The organism is Streptomyces sp. NPDC101178 (genome assembly GCF_044767965.1).
Lineage (GTDB): Bacteria > Actinomycetota > Actinomycetes > Streptomycetales > Streptomycetaceae > Streptomyces.
The window spans coordinates 59,602-78,764 of sequence record NZ_JBIWOZ010000016.1; the positions used below are offsets into that span (position 1 = coordinate 59,602).

General features: G+C 72.0%; 24 protein-coding genes. 17 read left to right on the forward strand and 7 right to left on the reverse strand.

What is annotated here, in order from left to right:
• The first annotated feature begins 110 nt into the window (after positions 1 to 110).
• From ACIRR8_RS31760 to ACIRR8_RS31775, 4 genes are all read left to right on the forward strand, one after another.
• A complete protein-coding gene (locus ACIRR8_RS31760) occupies positions 111 to 191 on the forward strand; it encodes a putative leader peptide (protein WP_350240574.1) in 81 nt (26 codons plus the stop codon).
• A gap of 171 nt (positions 192 to 362) precedes the next feature.
• The gene (locus tag ACIRR8_RS31765; RefSeq protein WP_404071340.1) at positions 363 to 1,202 is read left to right on the forward strand and encodes a sulfurtransferase; all 840 of its coding nucleotides are present in this window, start codon (positions 363 to 365) and stop codon (positions 1,200 to 1,202) included.
• Positions 1,203 to 1,241: 39 nt separating this feature from the next.
• Positions 1,242 to 1,529, forward strand: a complete 288-nt coding sequence (locus ACIRR8_RS31770) for a DUF1416 domain-containing protein (RefSeq protein WP_024489656.1) — start codon at positions 1,242 to 1,244, stop codon at positions 1,527 to 1,529.
• A 151-nt stretch (positions 1,530 to 1,680) separates the two neighbouring features.
• A complete protein-coding gene (locus ACIRR8_RS31775; RefSeq protein WP_404071341.1) occupies positions 1,681 to 1,938 on the forward strand; it encodes a DUF3099 domain-containing protein in 258 nt (85 codons plus the stop codon).
• 30 nt (positions 1,939 to 1,968) lie between these two features.
• Here the strand turns inward: ACIRR8_RS31775 and ACIRR8_RS31780 are convergent, their stop codons facing one another.
• Positions 1,969 to 2,331 (reverse strand): DsrE family protein, encoded by a 363-nt coding sequence (locus tag ACIRR8_RS31780; protein WP_404071343.1) that lies wholly within the window; start codon positions 2,329 to 2,331, stop codon positions 1,969 to 1,971.
• A gap of 106 nt (positions 2,332 to 2,437) precedes the next feature.
• Here ACIRR8_RS31780 and ACIRR8_RS31785 point away from each other — a divergent pair, with 106 nt between their 5' ends.
• The 6 genes from ACIRR8_RS31785 to ACIRR8_RS31810 all read left to right on the forward strand — a co-directional run bounded on the left by ACIRR8_RS31785 (position 2,438) and on the right by ACIRR8_RS31810 (position 7,239).
• Positions 2,438 to 3,196, forward strand: a complete 759-nt coding sequence (locus ACIRR8_RS31785; protein WP_404071345.1) for a hypothetical protein — start codon at positions 2,438 to 2,440, stop codon at positions 3,194 to 3,196.
• Complete coding sequence (locus ACIRR8_RS31790; RefSeq protein ID WP_404071347.1) at positions 3,193 to 4,017, forward strand: hypothetical protein; 825 nt, start codon at positions 3,193 to 3,195, stop codon at positions 4,015 to 4,017. The genes ACIRR8_RS31785 and ACIRR8_RS31790 overlap by 4 nt, the downstream gene beginning before the upstream one ends.
• Complete coding sequence (locus tag ACIRR8_RS31795; protein ID WP_404071349.1) at positions 4,014 to 4,886, forward strand: hypothetical protein; 873 nt, start codon at positions 4,014 to 4,016, stop codon at positions 4,884 to 4,886. Before ACIRR8_RS31790 ends, ACIRR8_RS31795 begins: the two co-directional genes overlap by 4 nt.
• A gap of 299 nt (positions 4,887 to 5,185) precedes the next feature.
• Positions 5,186 to 5,758 (forward strand): FABP family protein, encoded by a 573-nt coding sequence (locus tag ACIRR8_RS31800; protein WP_404071350.1) that lies wholly within the window; start codon positions 5,186 to 5,188, stop codon positions 5,756 to 5,758.
• Positions 5,759 to 5,822: 64 nt separating this feature from the next.
• On the forward strand, positions 5,823 to 6,263 hold the full coding sequence (locus ACIRR8_RS31805; protein WP_404071352.1) for a Fur family transcriptional regulator: 441 nt from the start codon (positions 5,823 to 5,825) through the stop codon (positions 6,261 to 6,263).
• A gap of 10 nt (positions 6,264 to 6,273) precedes the next feature.
• The gene (locus ACIRR8_RS31810; protein WP_404071353.1) at positions 6,274 to 7,239 is read left to right on the forward strand and encodes a YgfZ/GcvT domain-containing protein; all 966 of its coding nucleotides are present in this window, start codon (positions 6,274 to 6,276) and stop codon (positions 7,237 to 7,239) included.
• A 78-nt stretch (positions 7,240 to 7,317) separates the two neighbouring features.
• On the opposite strand, the gene dtd is transcribed toward ACIRR8_RS31810, so the two are convergent.
• Positions 7,318 to 7,767 carry a D-aminoacyl-tRNA deacylase gene (gene dtd / locus ACIRR8_RS31815; RefSeq protein WP_404071355.1) on the reverse strand — a complete coding sequence of 150 codons (450 nt, stop codon included), beginning with the start codon at positions 7,765 to 7,767 and terminating at the stop codon, positions 7,318 to 7,320.
• 232 nt (positions 7,768 to 7,999) lie between these two features.
• On the opposite strand from dtd, the gene ACIRR8_RS31820 reads away from it, so the two are divergent.
• The 3 genes from ACIRR8_RS31820 to ACIRR8_RS31830 all read left to right on the forward strand — a co-directional run bounded on the left by ACIRR8_RS31820 (position 8,000) and on the right by ACIRR8_RS31830 (position 10,921).
• Complete coding sequence (locus ACIRR8_RS31820; protein ID WP_404071398.1) at positions 8,000 to 8,512, forward strand: ABC transporter substrate-binding protein; 513 nt, start codon at positions 8,000 to 8,002, stop codon at positions 8,510 to 8,512.
• Between the two features lie 96 nt (positions 8,513 to 8,608).
• A complete protein-coding gene (locus ACIRR8_RS31825; protein WP_404071357.1) occupies positions 8,609 to 9,583 on the forward strand; it encodes an asparaginase in 975 nt (324 codons plus the stop codon).
• A gap of 87 nt (positions 9,584 to 9,670) precedes the next feature.
• Positions 9,671 to 10,921 carry a GNAT family N-acetyltransferase gene (locus tag ACIRR8_RS31830; RefSeq protein WP_404071359.1) on the forward strand — a complete coding sequence of 417 codons (1,251 nt, stop codon included), beginning with the start codon at positions 9,671 to 9,673 and terminating at the stop codon, positions 10,919 to 10,921.
• Positions 10,922 to 10,999: 78 nt separating this feature from the next.
• On the opposite strand, the gene ACIRR8_RS31835 is transcribed toward ACIRR8_RS31830, so the two are convergent.
• Positions 11,000 to 11,788, reverse strand: a complete 789-nt coding sequence (locus ACIRR8_RS31835) for an ABC transporter permease (RefSeq protein WP_404071360.1) — start codon at positions 11,786 to 11,788, stop codon at positions 11,000 to 11,002.
• Positions 11,781 to 12,743: an ATP-binding cassette domain-containing protein gene (locus tag ACIRR8_RS31840; protein WP_404071362.1), complete on the reverse strand. Its 963-nt coding sequence runs from the start codon at positions 12,741 to 12,743 to the stop codon at positions 11,781 to 11,783. Before ACIRR8_RS31840 ends, ACIRR8_RS31835 begins: the two co-directional genes overlap by 8 nt.
• Positions 12,744 to 12,856: 113 nt before the next feature.
• Here ACIRR8_RS31840 and ACIRR8_RS31845 point away from each other — a divergent pair, with 113 nt between their 5' ends.
• Positions 12,857 to 13,627, forward strand: coding sequence for a TetR/AcrR family transcriptional regulator C-terminal domain-containing protein (locus ACIRR8_RS31845; RefSeq protein ID WP_404071364.1), 771 nt, complete (start codon positions 12,857 to 12,859; stop codon positions 13,625 to 13,627).
• A 62-nt stretch (positions 13,628 to 13,689) separates the two neighbouring features.
• Positions 13,690 to 14,400, forward strand: a complete 711-nt coding sequence (locus ACIRR8_RS31850) for a TetR family transcriptional regulator (protein ID WP_404071400.1) — start codon at positions 13,690 to 13,692, stop codon at positions 14,398 to 14,400.
• 37 nt (positions 14,401 to 14,437) lie between these two features.
• Here ACIRR8_RS31850 and ACIRR8_RS31855 read toward each other — a convergent pair whose 3' ends face one another.
• The 3 genes from ACIRR8_RS31855 to ACIRR8_RS31865 all read right to left on the reverse strand — a co-directional run bounded on the left by ACIRR8_RS31855 (position 14,438) and on the right by ACIRR8_RS31865 (position 17,275).
• Positions 14,438 to 15,931 carry an MFS transporter gene (locus tag ACIRR8_RS31855; RefSeq protein WP_404071366.1) on the reverse strand — a complete coding sequence of 498 codons (1,494 nt, stop codon included), beginning with the start codon at positions 15,929 to 15,931 and terminating at the stop codon, positions 14,438 to 14,440.
• 135 nt (positions 15,932 to 16,066) lie between these two features.
• Positions 16,067 to 16,555, reverse strand: coding sequence for a MarR family winged helix-turn-helix transcriptional regulator (locus ACIRR8_RS31860; protein WP_404071368.1), 489 nt, complete (start codon positions 16,553 to 16,555; stop codon positions 16,067 to 16,069).
• A gap of 33 nt (positions 16,556 to 16,588) precedes the next feature.
• Positions 16,589 to 17,275, reverse strand: a complete 687-nt coding sequence (locus tag ACIRR8_RS31865) for an HAD-IA family hydrolase (RefSeq protein ID WP_404071370.1) — start codon at positions 17,273 to 17,275, stop codon at positions 16,589 to 16,591.
• Positions 17,276 to 18,069: 794 nt separating this feature from the next.
• Between ACIRR8_RS31865 and ACIRR8_RS31870 the strand changes: the two genes are divergently transcribed.
• Complete coding sequence (locus tag ACIRR8_RS31870; RefSeq protein ID WP_404071372.1) at positions 18,070 to 18,687, forward strand: OvmZ protein; 618 nt, start codon at positions 18,070 to 18,072, stop codon at positions 18,685 to 18,687.
• Positions 18,684 to 18,896 carry a transcriptional regulator gene (locus ACIRR8_RS31875; protein WP_404071374.1) on the forward strand — a complete coding sequence of 71 codons (213 nt, stop codon included), beginning with the start codon at positions 18,684 to 18,686 and terminating at the stop codon, positions 18,894 to 18,896. The genes ACIRR8_RS31870 and ACIRR8_RS31875 overlap by 4 nt, the downstream gene beginning before the upstream one ends.
• Positions 18,897 to 19,163 lie beyond the last annotated feature (267 nt).

Genomic DNA, 19,163 nt, shown 5'->3' on the forward strand with positions numbered 1-19,163 from the left:
CCGGCCCCGGGGCGCGCCTCCTCACTTCGCGTCTCGCATCATGGATGATCGCGTCTCACGATACGACACGACGGTGACATCTCCGCCCGTACCTCCCTACGATCGGACCCATGAAGCGACAGGCGGATCTCACGAAGCGGCGGGCAGTAGACCTGTGCCGCGTCGCCGCCATGCTCTGTCGCACCTCCTGAGCGGGGCGTTCGTTCCGCCCCGCCTCCCCTCGGCCCTTCGACCACCGTCAGGGCCGGCCCCGTGCCCCGTACGCGCCGCGCTCCGTCCGTCCGCGTGTACACCCGCACACCCGCACCACACACTCCGCATCTCGCACCACCCCGCCGCAGACTGCCCCGGAGGAGAAGAACATGAGCCGCAGCGACGTCCTGGTAGACGCCGACTGGGTCGAGGCCCACATCGACGACCCGCAGGTCGCCATCGTCGAGGTCGACGAGGACACCTCGGCGTACGAGAAGAACCACATCAGGAACGCGATCCGGATCGACTGGACGAAGGACCTCCAGGACCCGGTCCGCCGTGACTTCGTGGACCAGGCCGGCTTCGAGAAGCTGCTCAGCGAGAAGGGCATCGGCAACGACACGCTGGTCGTCCTCTACGGCGGCAACAACAACTGGTTCGCTTCCTACGCCTACTGGTACTTCAAGCTGTACGGCCACGGCCCCGTCAAGCTCCTCGACGGCGGCCGCAAGAAGTGGGAGCTGGACTCCCGCGACCTGACCGACGCCGTCCCCACGCGCCCGGCCACCGAGTACAAGGCCAAGCCGCAGGACGAGTCGATCCGCGCCTACCGCGACGACGTCGTGAAGGCCATCGGCAGCCAGAACCTGGTCGACGTGCGCTCGCCCGACGAGTTCAGCGGCAAGCTGCTCGCCCCGGCCCACCTCCCGCAGGAGCAGTCGCAGCGCCCCGGCCACGTGCCGAGCGCCCGCAACATCCCGTGGTCGAAGAACGCCAACGACGACGGCACCTTCAAGTCGGACGACGAGCTCAAGGCCCTCTACGAGGACGAGCAGGTCGACCTGGCGAAGGACACCATCGCCTACTGCCGCATCGGTGAGCGTTCCGCGCTCACCTGGTTCGTCCTGCACGAGCTGCTGGGCCAGGAGAACGTCAAGAACTACGACGGTTCCTGGACCGAGTACGGCTCCCTCGTCGGCGTGCCGATCGAGCTGGGCCCCGCCAAGTAACCCGACCGACCCGCACCACCCGACCAGAAGGACAGAACCATGTGTGGAGCAAAGGCCGGCGGCCCCGACGCTTCGACGATCAAGCCCGGTGAGACCACCATCCAGGGCAGCGTGACCCGCGACGGCGAGCCCGTCACCGGCTACGTGCGTCTGCTGGACTCGACCGGCGAGTTCACCGCCGAGGTCCCGACCTCGGCGACCGGACAGTTCCGCTTCTACGCGGCCGAGGGCACCTGGACGCTCCGCGCCCTGGTCCCGGGCGGCAGCGCCGACCGCACGGTCGTCGCACAGACCGGTGGACTCGCCGAGGTCGCGATCGCCGTCTGATCCACGGCACGGCCGCCCGACCGGCGGCACCGATACGGCCGGAGGGCCGCACCCCAGGGGGTTGGACGCCACCTGACGCGGGGTGCGGCCCTTCGAGCCGTTCCGGGCTGTCCTGTTACGGAGGCCCCGGCGACCGTCCTACGCTGGACGTATGTACGCCCGACGCCGGCGGAACTACTTCCTGCTGATGGGCGGATGCGTGGCCCTCTTCGTCTCCGCCTGGGCCGTCGTCCGCCTGTGGTCGATGCCCGCGGCCATCGCGATGTGCCTGGTCGCGATGGTGATCCCGCCGATCGCGGCGGTGCTCGCCAACCGGCGGGGCCCGGAGGACCGCTGGTGGGACGACCCCTCCGGCGACCCGGAGTCGGACGAGTGGTGGGACGAGCTGGACGGGAAGAAGCGCCACTGAGCCCGCCCCGGGGAGGGATCGGGAGAGGGGTCAGTAGACGAGCGCCTGCGTGCCGTCCGCCATGGCCTCCTGCACGAAGACCTGCGCGCCCGCGATCCGTACGCCCTCCAGCACGTCCTTCTCCGTGATCTCACGCCGGGCCGCGCACTGCGTGCAGAGGGTGACCCGCCCGCCCGCCAGGATCGACTCCAGCAGATCAGGCAGCGGCGCGGCGTGCGGCAGGTCGAACTCGGCGGCCCGCCCCGGCAGCGCGAACCACGACGACTCCCCGGTCAGCCAGAGCGAGACCTCCACCCCGCTGGCCACGGCCACCGCCGCCACGGTGAAGGCCTGCGAACAGCGCTCGGCGGCCTCGGGCCCGGCGGTCACCTTGATCACGAGCTTCTTCGGCATATGCCGAACTGTAATCGCCCACGGAGCAACCTCATCGCTGACCTGGAGGTCACCTGTGCGCGCACGTACGCGATGTGCGCCTCAAGCTCCTTATGGGGGACCCCTTTTGGAACCGAACGACACCGTTTCGCCCACTCATAGACCCCGGGGCCGTACGGCGCTGATCATCGCCGCCGCGGCCCTGCTCGGGATCTCCGGCGGCACCGCCGTGGGCTACGGCATCCAGTCCCAGCGGCCGCCGACGTCCCTGCCCGCCCTCTCCCAGCCCGGCCTGGCCTACCCGGCGAAGCCGCTCGCGGCCGACCAGGCCCCGGCCCCGCTGCCGGCCGCCGAGGACCGCCGGGTCAGGACGGACGGCGACCTGCGCAAGCTGCTCCTGGAGCGGCCCAAGGGGGCGGAGGCCTCTCCGGATTACCCCCGCAAGGGCGGCGAATGGATGCCGTACGCGGAGTACGCCCGGTACTTCGAGGACGGGGAGGGCATGTTCCGGTACTTCACCGAGAGCGGTCTGCGCCGGGTCGCGGCGACCGAGTGGGTGCAGAAGGACCGGTACACCCTTCTCGCCCTGGCCCAGTTCAGGCCGGGCCTGGACCGCTACGCCCCCGATCACCTCGCCAAGCAGCTCTCCTACATGCCGGAAGCGAAGGAGGGGGCCGGCAACGCCGGGGATCCGATCGAAGGCACCGGTCAGGGGCGCTACTTCCTCTACCCCGCCGAGCGGGAGGCCGGCTATCTGCCCCTCTACCGCGCCAGAGCGCTGGCCGTACGCGGAGACATCATGATCGAAATCAACATCAGCGATGTGAAGCCCATCAGCAAGAAGGACATCCGCGTCCTCGCCGAACGACAGCTGGAGCGCCTGTGAGCGACGACGCCGAGACCACGTCCGCGGCGGCGAGGGTGTCCACCACTCCGGACGCCCCCGCCGCACCGGAGCCCTCCGCCCCGAAGCGCCGGCGGGCCGTGGCCATCGTGCTGCCGCTCGGGCTGGTCCTCGCCGCGGTGGGCGGCGCCGCCGCCTACACGGCCCAGGCCGTGAACGGCGCCGACCGGACCGTCGAGACGGCCGTCTGGGACGACAGCGCCCCCGGGCCGGGCCCCGACCCCGCGGCGAAGGCCGACCGCGGCAGGGCGGACACCGAGCTGAGCAGGCTGCTGCTGCCCGTGCCCGAGGGCTACCGGCTCGGCCCGGACCTCGCCGGCCTCAGCAACGACGGTGAGGCCGCCGGGGAGGCCGCCGTCGCCGCGCTGAAGGAGGAGGGCGGGCGCGGGCTGAGCGCCAAGCAGTACCGCCAGCTCGACGCGCTCATCGGCAAGCTCAAGGTCCGGGGCGTCGCCCACCGCTCGTACGCCGCCGACTCCGGCGACCTGGTGCTCTCCGTGCGGGTCACCCAGGCCGAGAACGCGCGGACGGTCCGCACCCTCCACGAGCGGAAGACCGCCCTCGTGGAGGCATTCGGCGTGCTGGACGAGGGGCCGAAGATCGACGGCCACAAGAACGCCACCTGCTACCGCCTGCCCGACGACCGTGAGAACCAGGTCGACAGCATCGCCTGCTACGCGTACGAGGGCGGGACATCGGTGACCTTCCAGGCGGACGGCCCAGGGCCGCTCCGCGCGGCCACGGTCGCCGACCTGGTGAAGCAGCAGCTGGACCACATCACGTCCCCGGGGATGTCCGTATGAGCGATCAGATGAGCGACCAGCAGACCGTGGCGCCCGCCTCCGTCCCGCCGACGGAGGCCGCTGTACCCCCCGTGTCGCCGGCTGTGCCGGAGGCCCCCGCCGCCCCCCGCCCGCCCCGCCGCGCCCTGCGGGCCGTGGCCCGGTGGACGGCGGCGGTGCTGGTGTTCGGCGGGCTCGGTACGGGGACGGCGCTGGCGATCACCTCGGCCGAGCGGGGCGATGTCCCCGGCCTCGCCAGCGAGGCCGACGGGCGGTGGGAGTACCCGGAGCTCTCCCTCCCCGCGCTCCCGGCCGGCTCGCCCCGCCCGTTCACCGAGGCCAACGCGGCGCGGATCCACCACGCGGACCTGCGTGAGCTGCTGCTGCCCGCACCCGCCGGGTCCACCCCGGACAAGGCGCTGGACGGCGGCTGGGTCGAGCGGGAACGGTTCCTCGCCGAGTACCGGGCCGAGGACCGCGACGAGCTGGACCAGCTCCTGACCGACACCCCGCCCCGCCACATCGCGGCCCGTGGCTGGACCATGCCCGACGGCACCCGGGCCCGGATCTATCTGCTCCGGTTCGACTCGGCCGGTGCCGTCACCGACGTACAGCGGGAACTGAACATCGGGGTGACGATGCGCTGGACGCTGGTCGGGGCGGAGGAGGTCGCGTTCGACACGACCTGGAAGTCCACGCGGGCGGTGGAGGGGGTGGCGTCGTACGTGTTCACCGTGAAGGCCCCGCCCGGCGACGTTCATCTGCGCCATGCGTACTCCGTCGCCGGTGACACGCTAGCCCTGATCGTCCACGAGCGTCCCGGCGATGCGGATGCCGCACGCATCCCGTTCCAGCAGACCGTGATCCTCCAGAACCAGCTGCTGGGCTGAGGAGCACAGCCGTGGGAGGAGGGGCGGGCCGGGCGGTGGTGACGCCGTTCGGCCCATCCCTGGACGAGAAGGCCCGCCCCCCACCCATTAGGCTGGGTCGCGGCCCTGTACTGCCGTCATACCGCTCGTTCCGAGGAGCCCTTCGTGCTTGAGGCATTCTTCTCCGCCCTGCTCATCCTGGTCTGCGTCGGCGTGCTCGCCTTCACGGTCGTCGCCGTGAAGAAGCTGTACCAGGGCCAGCGCTGACCCCCGGCGCACCCGATCGTTCCGCCCCTCCCTCACAGATCGTCTGAGCGCTCATGATCGAGATTCCGTCCGACCTCCACCCGGACCTCGTCCCGCTGGCCTTCCTCATCGGCAAGTGGGCGGGCGCGGGCGTCTCCGACTTCCCCGGGGCCGAGAAGTGCAACTTCGGGCAGGAGGTCACGTTCAGCCACGACGGCCGTGACTTCCTGGAGTACGTGTCCCACTCCTGGGTCCTGGACGGCGAGGGCAATCAGGTCCGGCCGCTGGAGTCGGAGTCCGGCTACTGGCGCGTCGACAAGGACCGCAAGGTCGAGGTCGTCATGGTCCGCGACCAGGGCGTCGTCGAGATCTGGTACGGCGAGCTGGCGAAGCAGAAGCCGCAGATCGACCTGGTCACCGACGCGGTCGCCCGCACCGCGGCCTCCGGCCCGTACAGCGGTGGCAAGCGGCTCTACGGGTACGTGAACAGCGACCTCATGTGGGTCGGCGAGAAGTCGACGCCCGATGTCGAGCTGCGGCCGTACATGTCGGCGCACCTGAAGAAGGTCGTCACCCCGGAAGAGGTCGCCGAGATGGCGCGCAACCTCCCGGACATGCCGGACGACGGCATCGCGTTCTTCAAGTAGGCCGCGCACGGGCCCGTACCGCACAAGCCTCCTGGCCGGTGCTCACCCGCTCTACACTGGGCCCGTGGTGAGCACCGACTGGAAGACCGATCTTCGGCAGCGTGGCTACCGGCTGACGCCGCAGCGTCAGCTCGTCCTGGAGGCCGTGGACGCCCTGGAGCACGCGACTCCGGACTCCATCCTCTGCGAGGTGCGCAAAACCGCCTCCGGAGTGAACATCTCCACCGTCTACCGGACCCTGGAGCTCCTGGAGGAGCTCGGGCTGGTCAGCCACGCGCACCTCGGTCACGGCGCCCCGACGTACCACCTCGCCGACCGGCACCACCACATCCACCTGGTCTGCCGGGACTGCGAGGACGTCATCGAGGCGGACGTCTCCGTCGTCACCGAGTTCACCGAGAAGCTCCGCGCCGACTTCGGCTTCGAGACCGATATGAAGCACTTCGCCATCTTCGGCCGGTGCGAGACCTGTACGGCCGCGAGGGACGAGAAGCCCGAGTCGTAGGCTGGGCGGTATGAAGAGCCCCCTGCTGTCCCTGCCCGGCGCGGTCGCCGCCGAAGGCCGCGACGAAGGAGTCGCCGCGCACTACGGCGACCTGTTCCGCGAGCAACGCGCCCTCGCCGACGGCAACGGCCTCGTCGACCTCTCCCACCGCGGTGTCGTCACCGTCACCGGCGACGACCGGCTGAGCTGGCTGCACCTGCTGCTCACCCAGCACGTCAGCGACCTCGCCCCGCACCAGGCGACCGAGGCCCTGATCCTCTCCGCCAACGGGCACATCGAGCACGCCATGTATCTCGTCGACGACGGGACGACGGTGTGGATGCACGTCGAACCCGGCACCGAGGGCGATCTCATCGCCTATCTGGAGTCGATGAAGTTCTTCTACCGGGTCGAGGTCGCCGACCGCACCGCGGACACCGCCGTCGTGCACCTGTCGGCCGGTTCCATCGCGGAGGTCCCGGAAGGCGTTGCCGTACGGGAGACCGCACAGGGCCGGGACCTGTTCCTGCCCCGGGCCGAGCTGGAGGCGTACGCCGCCGCCAACGGCCCGGCCGTCGGGATCCTGGCGTACGAGGCGCTGCGCGTCGAGGCGCACCGGCCGCGCGTCGGCTTCGAGACCGACCACCGCACCATCCCGCACGAGCTGGGCTGGATCGGCACCGCCGTCCACCTCCAGAAGGGGTGCTACCGGGGCCAGGAGACCGTCGCCCGCGTCCACAACCTGGGGAAGCCGCCGCGCCGGCTGGTCTTCCTGCACCTGGACGGCAGCGAGGTCCACCTGCCCGGCCACGGAACGCCGGTACGGCTGGCCGCCGACGGTGAGGAGGGCCGGCAGCTCGGCTTCATCACCACCTCGGCCCGCCACCACGAGCTGGGCCCGATCGCGCTGGCCCTGGTCAAGCGGAACGTGGCGGTGGACGCCGAGCTGATCGCCGGGGACACGGCGGCGGCCCAGGAGACGGTCGTCGAGCCGTAGCCGCCGGTTCCGTAGCCCCGGAGCCGTAAGCGTCGTCGAGCTGTAGTCCCGGAGCCGTAGCCCGGGGCTCCTGAGGACTCACACCTCGATGATCACCGTGAACGGGCCCTGGTTCGTGAGCGAGACGCGCATGTCCGCTCCGAACCGGCCCGTCGCCACCTCCGCGCCCAGCGCCCGCAGCCGCGCCACCACCTCGTCCACCAGCGGCTCGGCCACCTCGCCGGGTGCCGCCGCGTTCCAGGTGGGGCGGCGGCCCTTGCGGGCGTCCCCGTAGAGGGTGAACTGCGAAATCACCAGGAGGGGGGCATTCACATCCGAACAGGACTTCTCGCCCTCCAGGATGCGGACGGACCAGAGCTTGCGGGCCAGTTGGGCCGCCTTCTCCGGAGTGTCCCCATGGGTGACTCCGACCAGCACACACAGGCCTTCGCCGATGATCTCGCCGACCACGCCCGCAGCCGACGGGTCCTCGCCCGTCCCGGCCACCGAGACGCTCGCGCCGTCCACTCGCTGTACCACTGCACGCATACAGACCAACCTATCTTGGGCTGAACGGGTACAGAGTGCGGGTAGGGGCACCTCGCAGGGTGGCACGATGCACGATGTCGGTGTGCCGACGCACCGGTCGAGGGGACGGAACAGCATGAGTACCTATGGAGCCGGACAATCTCCCGGGCCCGTACCGGGCGTACCGGGTGGACACACCCGCACCAGCACCCTGCACCCACCCGTACGGCCCCTGCTGCCCGGGCTCGCGTCCGTGCCGGAGCAGAGCGGCGGCGAAGGCGGGTTCGGCGGGCTGCGGCTGCCGGAGCTGCGGACGCTGCGGCGGGACGCGCAGCGGGACGAGGCCGACCTCAGTTACGTACGCCGGCTGGTCCAGGGCCGGATCGACATCCTCCGCGCAGAGCTGGCCCGCCGGCGTGATCCGCAGGCGCTGGAGCCGGAGGCCCCGGTGGTGGACCGGCTCTCGGAGATCCTGGCCGACGCCCCGTCCCGGCACCGCACCTCCGCCCGGCACGTCACGCTGACGACGCCGCGCGGCGACGAGTTCCGGCGGCTCGCCGCCGAAACCCTGGCCGAGGTGGAGCTCTCCGACCTGGCCGCCCGGACGGACGAGGAGCTGCACGACGCGATGGGCCGGCTGGTCCGCTACGAGCAGCAGGTCTCCCGGCGCCGTCACGAGCTCCAGCGCACCACCGACGATTGCAGCGCGGAGATCGCCCGCAGGTACCGTGACGGGGAAGCCCAAGTGGACGACCTGCTCGCCTGAAGCGACCCTTCCGGACGGCGGGTCCCGCACCCCGCCCGGCAGGCCGATCCTTCCGGGCGGCGGTTTCCCGTACGCACCCGTCTTCGGAAGGCCACCATGACGTCGACCGACGCCCCCGCCGCGATAGCCCCCGCCCCGCCCGTGCTGGCCGAGGTCGTACGGTCCGGGTTCACCGAGGGCCACCACCGCGGCTCGCTGGTCCTGCTCGCCGCCGACGGCAGCGTGGAGTACGCGCTCGGCGACCCCGCCGCCCCGGTCTTCCCGCGGTCCTCCAACAAGCCGATGCAGGCCGCCGCGATCCTGCGGGCGGGCCTGGAGCTTTCGGGGGAGCGGCTGGCGCTGGCGGCGGCCAGCCATTCGGGCGAGCCCTTCCACCTGGAGCTGGTGGCGAGGATGCTCGCCGAGCACGGGCTGTCCGCCGACGACCTCCAGACCCCGCCCGACCTGCCGCTCGACCCGGTCGCCGCCGAGGCCTACCTCGCCGCCGGGAACGTCCGCGAGCGCATCACCATGAACTGCTCCGGCAAGCACGCCGCCATGCTCGCCGTCTGCGTCCGCAACGGCTGGGACACCGCGAGCTACCTCGACCCGGCGCACCCGCTCCAGCTCCTCGTGGGCCAGGTCGTGGCCGAGGCGGCGGGCGAGCCGGTCGCCTCGCTGGGCACCGACGGCTGCGGGGCCCCGCTGATGGCGATCGGGCTGATCGGCCTGGCCCGCGCCTTCCGGTCCTTCGTGCTGGCGGAGCCGGGCAGCGCCGAGCGCCGGGTCGCGGACGCCATGCGCGCCCACCCGGAGTACGTGGCCGGCACCCGGCGCCCCGACACCTGGCTGATGAGCGAGGTCCCGGGGACGCTCTCCAAGATGGGCGCCGAGGCGGTGCAGGCAGTGGCGCTGGCCGACGGCCGGGCCCTCGCCTTCAAGATCGACGACGGTGCCACGCGCGCGCTCGGGCCGGTGCTGGCCCGCGCGCTGGAGCTGCTCGGCGTGGACGCTCCGGTGGTCGCGCGGATCGGGCGCTCGCCGCTGCTCGGCGGGGCGGTGGAGGTCGGCGAGATCCGCGCGGCCTTCTGAGCTCCGAGGGGCGGGCGAGGTGGCCGTCCGGGGTTCCGTGTAAAAATTCGCACGACATTCCGCGGAGGGTCTGCTTAGCGTGGCGGTATGAGCCTCGATGTCCGTACCGTCACCGCGTCCGACTATCCCGACTGGCTGCGGGCGGTGCAGAACGGTTTTCTGACCGCCGGTTCACCGAGCGAGGAGGACGTCGCCGACCGGCTCGCCGACACCGACCTCTCCCGGCTCCAGGGCGCGTTCGACGCCGGGCGGTGCGTGGCCACGTACCGCTCGTTCGCCCAGGAGCTGACCGTGGTGGGCGGCGCCACCGTCCCGGCCGACGCGGTCAGCGGGGTGACGGTGGCGCCGACGCACCGGCGGCGCGGGCTGCTGAGCCGGATGATGGCGACCGACCTGGCGGCGGCGAAGGAGCGCGGCGAGGTGGTCGCCACGCTGATCGCCGCCGAGTACCCGATCTACGGGCGGTTCGGCTTCGGCCCCGCCACCTGGACCACCGAGTGGGAGGTCTCCGTCCCGCGCGCCGGCCTGGACCCGCGCCGGTCCGGGCAGCCGGAGGACGGCGGCCGGATCGAGATGGTGGACGGCGCCGACGTCCGCAAGTACGGCCCCGAACTGCACACCCGGCTGGCGGCTCTCCGGCCCGGCGTCGTCAGCCGCAGCGAGCGCTGGTGGAAGCGGCACACCGGCACGACCGTCATCCCGGCCCACGAGAAGTGGACCGAACCGTTCTACGTCATCCGCCGCGACGCGTCCGGCGAGGTCGACGGCCTGATGGTCTACGACACCGACGACAAGTGGGGCGACGCCAAGCAGCCGCTGAACACCGCGAGCGTACGGGACCTGATCGCGCTGACCCCGGCCGCCGAGCGGGCGCTGTGGCTCTTCCTCTGCTCGGTCGACTGGATCACCACGATCCGCTCCGGCTACCGCGCTCCGGACGACCTCCTTCCGCAGTTCCTCCCGGACCCCCGCGCCGCCAGGACGGTCACGCACGCGGACTGGCTCTGGCTGCGGCTGCTGGACGTGGAGCGCGCGCTGGAGGCCCGTACCTACGAGCGTGAGGCGTCGCTCGCCCTGGACGTCCGGGACGGCGGGGGCGTGGCCGAGGGGCGCTTCCTGCTGGACGTCTCGCCCGACGGCGCGCGCTGCACCCCGACCACCCGGAGCGCCGATCTGGCCCTGGGGGCCGGGGAGTTGGCGGCGCTGTATCTGGGCGACGGGTCCGTGCGGCGACTGGTGGACCTGGGCCGGGCCGAGGAGCTGCGGACCGGCGCGGCGGCGACGGCGGACGCCGTCTTCCGTACCGGACGCCGTCCTTGGTGCCCGGACATCTTCTGAGCCGCGCCGGCCGCTGTTCCTAGGAGGCCTCCGACAATTCGGCGTCGCCCGCCCGCGCGGAATTGTCCAGACACCCCCCTAGCGCGTCCGGTGCCGGAACAGCGCGCCCGACGCGACCATCGCCACCGCCAGCATCCCGCCGGCCCAGGCGAGCGCGATCCAGGGCGTGTTGCCCGCCGGTTGACCCAGCAGGAGCAGGCGCAGGGAGTCGATGGCCGGGGTGACCGGCTGGTTCTCGGCGAAGCCGTGCAGCCAGCTCGGCATCGACTCGATCCGGACGAACGCGCTGCTCGGATAGGGCAGGAACGACATGAAGAACGTGAAGCCGCTCGCCGCCTCCGGGCTCCTCGCCAGCAGCCCGATCGCCGCCGAGATCCAGGACAGCGCCACGATGTAGGCGATCAGGACGGTGGCCGCGAGGAGCCAGCCGCTCAAGGAGGCCGCCGGGCGGAAGCCGATGAGCAGGGCGACGCCGAAGACCAGGACGGTGGCGCAGAGGTTGCGGACGGTGCTGGCCGCGACATGGCCGGCGAGCACCGGCGTGGCGCCCACGTCCAGCGAGCGGAACCGGTCGATGATGCCGCCCTTCATGTCCTCGCTGACAGCGGTGGCGGTGGTCGCCGCGCCGAACCCGGCGCACAGGAGCAGGACGCCGGGGACGACGTACATGACGTACGAGTCGTAGGCCACGCCGGTCTCGATCGCGCCGCCGAAGAAGTAGACGAAGATCAGCATCAGCATGATCGGCAGCGCCAGCGAGGTGATCAGCGCGTCGGTGTTGCGGCTGCTGATGCGCAGGCTGCGGCCGGCCATGACGGCCGCCTGGGCGGTTCCGCCCAGGCGGGGTGCGGCTGCCGGGTCAGACATGGGCGGGTACCTCCGAGGTGAGGGCCAGGAAGACGTCGTCGAGGGTCGCGCTGTGCAGGGTGAAGCGGTCGATCTCGGTGCCGGCCGGGTCGATCTCGTCGAGCAGCGCGCGGACGTGGGCGGCGCTGCCGTCGGTGGGCAGGCCGAGGGTCAGCGTCTCGGGGGAGTGGTGGACGGCCCGGCCGGCCAGCCGGAGGTAGGCCGCGTGGCTGGTGACGACCAGGTCGAGGCGGTGGCCGGAGACCCGGCCCTTGAGGTCGGCGGCGGTGCCTTCGGCGGCGACGCGGCCCCTGTTCAGCAGGGCGATCCGGTCGGCCAGGCGGTCGGCCTCCTCCAGGTACTGCGTGGTGAGCAGGACGCTCGCCCCGCGCTCGGCCAGCCCCCGGACCACTTCCCACAGCTCCTGGCGGCTGCGCGGGTCGAGGCCGGTGGTCGGCTCGTCCAGGAAGAAGACGCCGGGCTCGGGTGAGCCGACGAGCCCGGCGGCCAGGTCCAGCCGGCGGCGCATGCCACCGGAGTACGTGGCGACGGGCCGCCGGGCCGCCGCGGTGAGGTCGAAGCGCTCCAGCAGCTCCCCGGCCCGACGGCGGGCGGCGGAGCGGGTGAGGCCGGTCAGCCGGCCCATCATCCGCAGGTTCTCCTCGCCGGTCTGGGTCTCGTCGACGGCGGCGAACTGGCCGGTGAGGCTGATCGCGTGGCGCACCGCGCTCCGCTCGGCGACGACGTCGTGGCCGGCGACGCGGGCGGTGCCGGAGTCGGCGGTGGTGAGCGTGGCGAGGATCCGTACGGAGGTGGTCTTGCCCGCTCCGTTCGGGCCGAGCAGCGCGAAGACACTGCCGTGGCCGACGCGGAGGTCGAGACCGTCCAGGACGCGGACGGCGGGTTTTCCGTAGGACTTGGTGAGGCCGTACGCCTCGATGGCGTACCCGTTCTTCTCGGTGCTCGGGCTGGTCATGGTGGCCTGCCCCCCTTCTGCGTATGACATACGCGTTATTGCGTAAGCATTACGCAACTCTAGGATGGGGTCAAGGCGCACAGGCGTGGCGGGACGCGGGCAAGGGGGATGCGGTGGCGGAGAAGAGCGGCACCGGCGGCGGTGACCTGCCGGCCTCCATCGAGGCCGCCTGGGGGCTGCGGGAGCGCCCGGCGAAGGGGCCGAAGCCCGGTCTGAGCCTGGAGCGGATCGTGGCGGCGGCGGTGGCCGTGGCGGCGGCCGAGGGGCTCGCGGCGGTGTCGATGGGCCGGGTCGCGCAGGAGGTCGGGGCCTCCACGATGTCGCTGTACCGGTACGTCTCCGCCAAGGACGAGCTCTACGTCCTGATGCAGGAGGCCGCCATCGGCCCGCCGGCCCCGCTCGCCGCGCTGGAGGCCGGCGCGGGCTGGCGCGAGGCGCTCACCGAGTGGGCCACCGGGCAGCGCGAGCAGTTCCTCGCCAACCTCTGGGTCCTCCGCATCCCGATCGGGGGCCCGCCCGCCACACCGAACTCGCTCGCCTGGTGGGAGCAGGGGCTCCAGGCGCTGGAGGGCAGCGGGCTCGGCGAGGGCGACAAGATCTCGGTGATCCTGCTGATCTCCAACTTCGTACGGAGCGAGGCGCTGCTGATGAGCGACCTCGCCGCCGCCGTCACCGCGCGCGGCAGCTCTCCGGAGGAGGTGGTCGCCGGTCATGAGCGCACCCTGCGGCGGCTGGTCGACCCGGTCCGCCACCCGGCGATCCACCGGCTGCTGGGATCCGGCGTGATGAGCGAACCGGACGACCCCGACTACGAGTTCACCTTCGGCCTGGCGACCCTGCTGGACGGCGTCGAAACACTGATCCGGAGCACGGGCACGGCCTAGGAGGCGTCCGTGCCGTCGTGCCCGCGACGTCAAGTCCGGCCGAGGTCAAGGGCGTACGCTTCATGGTCATGAGCGCAGAGAACGGCGGCGGCGGAAACGGAAACGGAAGCGCCGCCGGGGCGGTGGGAGAAGGGGCGCGGGAGCGCGAGGAACCGGCGGCCCCGCCCCGGATCAGTCTGCGCGAGCGGAAGAAGCAGCTGACGTACCGGGCGATCTCCGACGCGGCGGTCGCGATGTTCCTGGAGCGCGGCTTCGACAAGGTCTCGGTGGCGGAGGTGGCGGCCGCGGCGGACATCTCCAAGCCGACGCTCTTCCGCTACTTCCCGGCCAAGGAGGACCTCGCGCTCCACCGCTTCGCCGGCCGCGAGGACGAGGCGGCCCGGGTGGTCGCCGCCCGGACCTCCGAGGAGAGCCCGCTGGACGCGTTGCGCCGCCACTTCCTGGCCGCCCTGGACCGCCGCGACCCCGCGACCGGCCTCTGCGACGTCCCTCAAGTCCTCGCCTTCCACCGCCTGTTGTACGGAACACCCGCCCTGGTCGCCCGCTTGTACGCCTACCAGGGCCGCTCCGAGGCCGCCTTGGCCCGAGCCCTCGGCGGCGGAGTCACCGCCCGCCTCGCGGCCGGCCAGGTCATCGCCGTCCTGCGCATCCTGGCCGAGGAGAACTGGCGCCGCATCGATACCGGCGAGAGCGCGGACGCGGTCCACCCGGGCGCGGTGCGGGCGGCGGAGGAGGCGTTCGTGCAGCTGCGGAGGGGGCTGGAGGGGCCTTAGGGCCTGTCTTTCCGATCATGCCGGGCACGCCCTCACGTCACGGGGCGGTGGCCGGGGCCTGGGCCGGGCCGCGGTGGCCGGTCTCCCGGCGCAGCGTAAGGAACGCCACGGCGAAGGCCGCCGCGAGGAGCGCCGCGCCGGCGGTGAACGCCAGCCGGTAGCCGCCGGTCAGCGCCTCGGCGGACGGGTGGCCGGCCGCGGTGAGCGCCTCGGTCCGCCCGGCGGCCAGGGTGGAGAGGACGGCGACGCCGAGTGCCATGCCGATCTGCTGGGTGGTGTTGAAGAGCCCGGAGGCCAGTCCGGCGTCGTCCGCGCCCGCGCCCGACATACCGAGCGAGGTGAGCGCCGGGAGCGCGAGCCCGAACCCGGAGGCCAGCAGCATCACCGGGAGCAGATCGGTCACGTACTCCGCCCTCACCGGTACCCGGGCGAGCAGGCCGAGGGCCGCGATCAGCAGGGCGATCCCGGTTAGCAGCACGGCCCGGTCACCGAAACGGGCGGACAGCCGGGCCGAGAGGCCGAGCGACACGGCCCCGATGGCGACGGCGGCCGGAAGCATCGCCAGACCGGTCGCGGCGGCTCCGTAACCGAGGACCTTCTGCAGGTGGAGGGCGACCACGACCTGGAACGAGAACAGCGCGGCCACCATCAGCATCTGGACCACGTTGGCCCCGGACACGTTGCGCGAGCGCAGGATCCGCAGCGGCATCAGCGGGGTCCGGGCGGTGGCCTGGCGGAGGACGAACCCGGCGAGGAGGGCGAGCGCGAGCGCGCCGAGGCCCAGGGTGCGGGCCGAGGACCAGCCGTACGTCTCCACCCCGACGACCGTGTGGATCCCGAGCATCAGACCGCCGGTGACCAGCAGCGCACCCACCACGTCCGCGCCGCCGGCGAGTCCCCGCCCCCGGTCGTCGGGCAGGACGCGTACGGCGACCAGCAGGACGGTGAGGCCGATCGGCAGGTTGATGAGGAAGATCCAGTGCCAGTTCAGGGCGTCGGTGAGGACGCCGCCGAGCACCTGCCCGATCGAGGCTCCGGCAGCGCCGGTGAAGGAGAACACGGCGATGGCGCGGGCGCGTTCGGCCGGCTCGGTGAACAGGGTGACCAGGATGCCGAGGGCCACCGCGGCGCTCATCGCGCTGCCGACGCCCTGGGCGAACCGGGCGGCGATCAGTACGGCGGGTGAGCCGGCCGCTCCGGCCGCCAGCGAGGCGGCGGTGAACAGCGCGATCCCGGACAGGAACACCGGTTTGCGGCCGATCAGGTCACCGAGCCGGCCGGCGAGCAGGAGCAGGCTGCCGAAGGCGATGAGGTAGGCGTTGACCACCCAGCTGAGTCCGGCGGGCGTGAAGCCCAGGTCGCCCTGGACCGCCGGCATCGCGACGGTCACGATCGACCCGTCGAGCACGATCATCAGCATGCTCGTGGCGATCACCGCGAGCGCCGACTGCTTTGCGCGCGGGCTGAGTTGAGGGGGCGGAGAGGTGAGCGCCTCAAGGGCGGGCCGGTTGCGTGGCGCGGTGGTGGACATGGGTTCTCTCCTGTCGGTCGATGCGACAGGAGTGACCGTAGCAGATAGTTTTGTTGTAGACGATCCACTTGGGTCTCTACTTGGGTCCCTCCTTGGGTCTCTCTGTTCGGGTGCGGTCGCGGCGCTTCTCCGTCGCTACTTCTTGGCCTGGCGTGCGCGGCGGACCGGTCCAGGGCTCTCCGCGGGCGTCGCCAGATGGCCTCCGGCCAAGGCGTTCAAGGCTCGGAGCAGCGCGTCGCGGTCGCGCGCGGGCAGGGAGCCCAGCGCCTCCTCGTGGACCCGGTCGACGATCTCCTGGCTCCGCCCGGCGAGCGCCGCGCCCTTCTCGGTGACCGAGATGATCCGCGCCCGCCGGTCCCGGCTGGAGGGGCGGCGCTCGGCGAGCCCGGCGCTCTCCAGGGCGTCGACGGTCACCACCATCGTGGTCTTGTCCATGTCGCCGATCTCGGCGAGCTGGATCTGCGTGCGCTCCTCCTCCAGGGCGTGGACCAGCACGCAGTGCATCCGCGCGGTCAGGCCGATCTCGCCGAGCGCGGCCGACATCCGGGTGCGCAGCACATGGCCGGTGTGGTCCAGGAGAAAGGACAGATCGGGTGCGGTGCGGGCGGCTGTCATGGCGGTCATGGCAGCCAGCGTAGCGGTTCGATCCGTGGTGGATCATCCGGAAAGGGACGACTGCCGTCTCGCGCCGGGACCGTACGCGTACGGCCCCAAGGCCCGCCGCAGGTCCGCCGGCTCGCGGTACAGCGCACCCGTCATGCCGAGCGCCGTGGCCGCGTCGATGTTCTCCTGGCGGTCGTCCACGAACAGACACCGCTGAGCCGGTACGCCGGCCCGCTCGGCGGCGATGCGGTAGATGGCCGGGTCCGGCTTGGCCACCTGCTCCACCGCGCTGCTCACCACCGCGTCGGCCAGGTCCGTCAGGCCCAACAGGGCCAATTCGTCGCTTAGTCGGAGGGTCGCGTTGGTGACGAGCACCAGCGGGACGTGGGTGCGCGCCCGGCGCAGCAGCGTGACCACCTCCGGATCGGCGCGGAACGGCGCTCCGGCGAGCGCGCGTCCGAGGGTGCGGGCCGACTCCGTGTCGCCGTTCAGCCGCTCGGCGAGGCCGGTGGCGATGGCCTCGGCCCAGGCGTCGGGAGTGATCCGGCCGAGGAGGAGGGGGAGGTCGGTCTCGGGGGCGTAGGCGATCTCCATGGTCGTGCCGACCGGCAGTCCGGCCGCGCGCTCCAGTGCGGCGAGGGGCCCGGTGTCGTAGAAGCGGATCACGTTGTCGAGATCGCAGAGCACGGCGCCGTATGGGCAGGCGCCGGGGTCCGCGGGGGTGGTGTGGCGCGTGTTCATGTGTGTGCTCCGGTCGGGGCTCCGGCGGGGGTGGGGTCGCGCTCGCACCGTACGGGAGCCGGGTCGCGGGCTCACGTGACGGGTCGGTAACGTTCCGTTCGTATTGTGATCCTCATCTCATTGCACGGCCCGGCGGGAATGCGGTAGTCATCGGGCGGGCCGCGCGGAGCGGAGTCGATCTCCGCGGCGTCGAATTCACCTCACTTCCGCGCGCGGAACTCCTCTCCGGCGGTTCGGCCCGAGTGGTGGGTACCAGCCACCTGCCACGCTTGTCCGGGTGGCCCGGGAAGCCGCCCTGTCAACTGACTTACCGTCAGATTCCGTTTACGGTCCGTGCGTTGTGCTGCGATGTCGGCGCCGAGGAGACGTCCGGCGCTTCGACGCGAACAGAAATACTCCTGTAGTCGTCTGTTCTCTTTCGGACACTACGGTCCGGTTGCCAGTGGTCCCTCGGTGGGTGTCTCATCTGTCCTCGGTCCTGGAGCAGACGTGGGCCTCCGTCCCGGGGAGGCGCACGATCGAATTCCGCCTGCCGTGCTGCCGTTGGGGGGTGTCAGCGCGCTCGTCCGCGTCTCGACGACGTGCTCTGTGTTCGGATTCCGGGGTCTCCGCTCGCCCGGGCGGCCGCAGTCACCACTGTCACGGAACAGCGCATCGGACCGGAGCGATTCACCACGTACCCGCGTTCTCGGCCGCTCCGAGTCCCGTTCTCCGGCCCCTCTTCTCCCCGCCCGGCACCCCGGGCGGCCGGGGTCGTCACGCACGGACACCGAAGCAAGGATTCGAGGAGTCAGATGCACAAGCACCCAGAACTTTCCGCCGGCCATACGGGCCGGGACTGCGCGACACTCTGCGGGCGTGTCTGCCGGATGTGCGTCGAGAGGCTGCGGGGGGAGCTGCTCACCCTGCTCGGTCTGTACCGCGAGAGCGACCACTCCCTGACCCCGGGACCCGCCCGGATGCGAGAACGGGTCAGCGGGAGCAGATCCGTGGGCATGGTGCTCGACGAACGGACCGTCGAGATCCGTACGGAGACCGCCGACGTGCTGGCCTCGTGGGCGCGGCTGGTCGTCGAGGAGCGCGGGGCGAAGGGGCTGCCCGGCTGCGACGTCGAGTCGCTGGTGGCGTTCCTCCGCGAGGAGGTGGAGTGGATCGCCGGACATCCGGCGGCCGTCCCGTTCGACGAGGAGGTGCGCCGGCTGCTCCAGCGGCTCGGCGCCCTGTTCGGCCCCGCGCCGGTGCGCGGCCTGCCGCTCGGCGCGTGCGTGGAGCCTGAGTGCACGGGGACGCTGCTGGCCATGGTGCGCGGGGCGTCCGCCGCTCCGTGCCAGGTCTCGTGCGACGCCGGGCACACGCTGCCGCCGCGCCAGTGGCTGATGGTGACCGGTCAGCTGGCGAGGTGGTCCGAGTGACGATCCGCAGACGCCGAACCGTGTCCACCGAGCTGGCCGCGCTGGCCATGGGAGTCAGCGAGGCCACGATCCGCAAATGGGCCTCCCGAGGCAAGATCACGCGCTACGGGAGGAAGCAGCGGGCCGAGTACGACCTCGACGAACTGCTCGCGCTGAGGCAGCGCGGAGCGCCGCTCTCCGCCGGTGGAGGGCAGGCGGCGGGCTTATGACGGTACGGGGACGGGCGCGGCTGACCTGCCGTGCGTACGCCGCTGACCTGCGGCGATGAAGCCCCTCCGGGCGGGGGAGCGGGCTCGGGATCCGTACAACATAAGCGGGTTGACGGTTCAGAAGATTGAGTGTCACACTTCTTCCGGCAGCCCCACGCGCTGATTCCATGATCGCTCCGCGATCGGCCGGATCGGGCGTCGCGGCGGCCCCAGCTCTCACCAGAATCCGTGTCCGGCCCCGCGCCGGACGCGGATTCTTTTTTGTCC

What these genes read in the sequence shown, in the direction of transcription:
- ACIRR8_RS31765 (WP_404071340.1), top strand. Translation starts at nt 363, where the DNA reads ATGAGCCGCAGCGACGTCCTGGTAGACGCCGACTGGGTCGAGGCCCAC.
- ACIRR8_RS31800 (WP_404071350.1), top strand. Translation starts at nt 5,186, where the DNA reads ATGATCGAGATTCCGTCCGACCTCCACCCGGACCTCGTCCCGCTGGCC.
- ACIRR8_RS31795 (WP_404071349.1), top strand. Translation starts at nt 4,014, where the DNA reads ATGAGCGATCAGATGAGCGACCAGCAGACCGTGGCGCCCGCCTCCGTC.
- dtd (WP_404071355.1), bottom strand. Translation starts at nt 7,767, where the DNA reads ATGCGTGCAGTGGTACAGCGAGTGGACGGCGCGAGCGTCTCGGTGGCC.
- ACIRR8_RS31770 (WP_024489656.1), top strand. Translation starts at nt 1,242, where the DNA reads ATGTGTGGAGCAAAGGCCGGCGGCCCCGACGCTTCGACGATCAAGCCC.
- ACIRR8_RS31860 (WP_404071368.1), bottom strand. Translation starts at nt 16,555, where the DNA reads ATGACCGCCATGACAGCCGCCCGCACCGCACCCGATCTGTCCTTTCTC.
- ACIRR8_RS31830 (WP_404071359.1), top strand. Translation starts at nt 9,671, where the DNA reads ATGAGCCTCGATGTCCGTACCGTCACCGCGTCCGACTATCCCGACTGG.
- ACIRR8_RS31855 (WP_404071366.1), bottom strand. Translation starts at nt 15,931, where the DNA reads ATGTCCACCACCGCGCCACGCAACCGGCCCGCCCTTGAGGCGCTCACC.
- ACIRR8_RS31865 (WP_404071370.1), bottom strand. Translation starts at nt 17,275, where the DNA reads ATGAACACGCGCCACACCACCCCCGCGGACCCCGGCGCCTGCCCATAC.
- ACIRR8_RS31810 (WP_404071353.1), top strand. Translation starts at nt 6,274, where the DNA reads ATGAAGAGCCCCCTGCTGTCCCTGCCCGGCGCGGTCGCCGCCGAAGGC.
- ACIRR8_RS31840 (WP_404071362.1), bottom strand. Translation starts at nt 12,743, where the DNA reads ATGACCAGCCCGAGCACCGAGAAGAACGGGTACGCCATCGAGGCGTAC.
- ACIRR8_RS31825 (WP_404071357.1), top strand. Translation starts at nt 8,609, where the DNA reads ATGACGTCGACCGACGCCCCCGCCGCGATAGCCCCCGCCCCGCCCGTG.
- ACIRR8_RS31780 (WP_404071343.1), bottom strand. Translation starts at nt 2,331, where the DNA reads ATGCCGAAGAAGCTCGTGATCAAGGTGACCGCCGGGCCCGAGGCCGCC.
- ACIRR8_RS31835 (WP_404071360.1), bottom strand. Translation starts at nt 11,788, where the DNA reads ATGTCTGACCCGGCAGCCGCACCCCGCCTGGGCGGAACCGCCCAGGCG.
- ACIRR8_RS31870 (WP_404071372.1), top strand. Translation starts at nt 18,070, where the DNA reads ATGCACAAGCACCCAGAACTTTCCGCCGGCCATACGGGCCGGGACTGC.
- ACIRR8_RS31850 (WP_404071400.1), top strand. Translation starts at nt 13,690, where the DNA reads ATGGTCATGAGCGCAGAGAACGGCGGCGGCGGAAACGGAAACGGAAGC.
- ACIRR8_RS31775 (WP_404071341.1), top strand. Translation starts at nt 1,681, where the DNA reads ATGTACGCCCGACGCCGGCGGAACTACTTCCTGCTGATGGGCGGATGC.
- ACIRR8_RS31760 (WP_350240574.1), top strand. Translation starts at nt 111, where the DNA reads ATGAAGCGACAGGCGGATCTCACGAAGCGGCGGGCAGTAGACCTGTGC.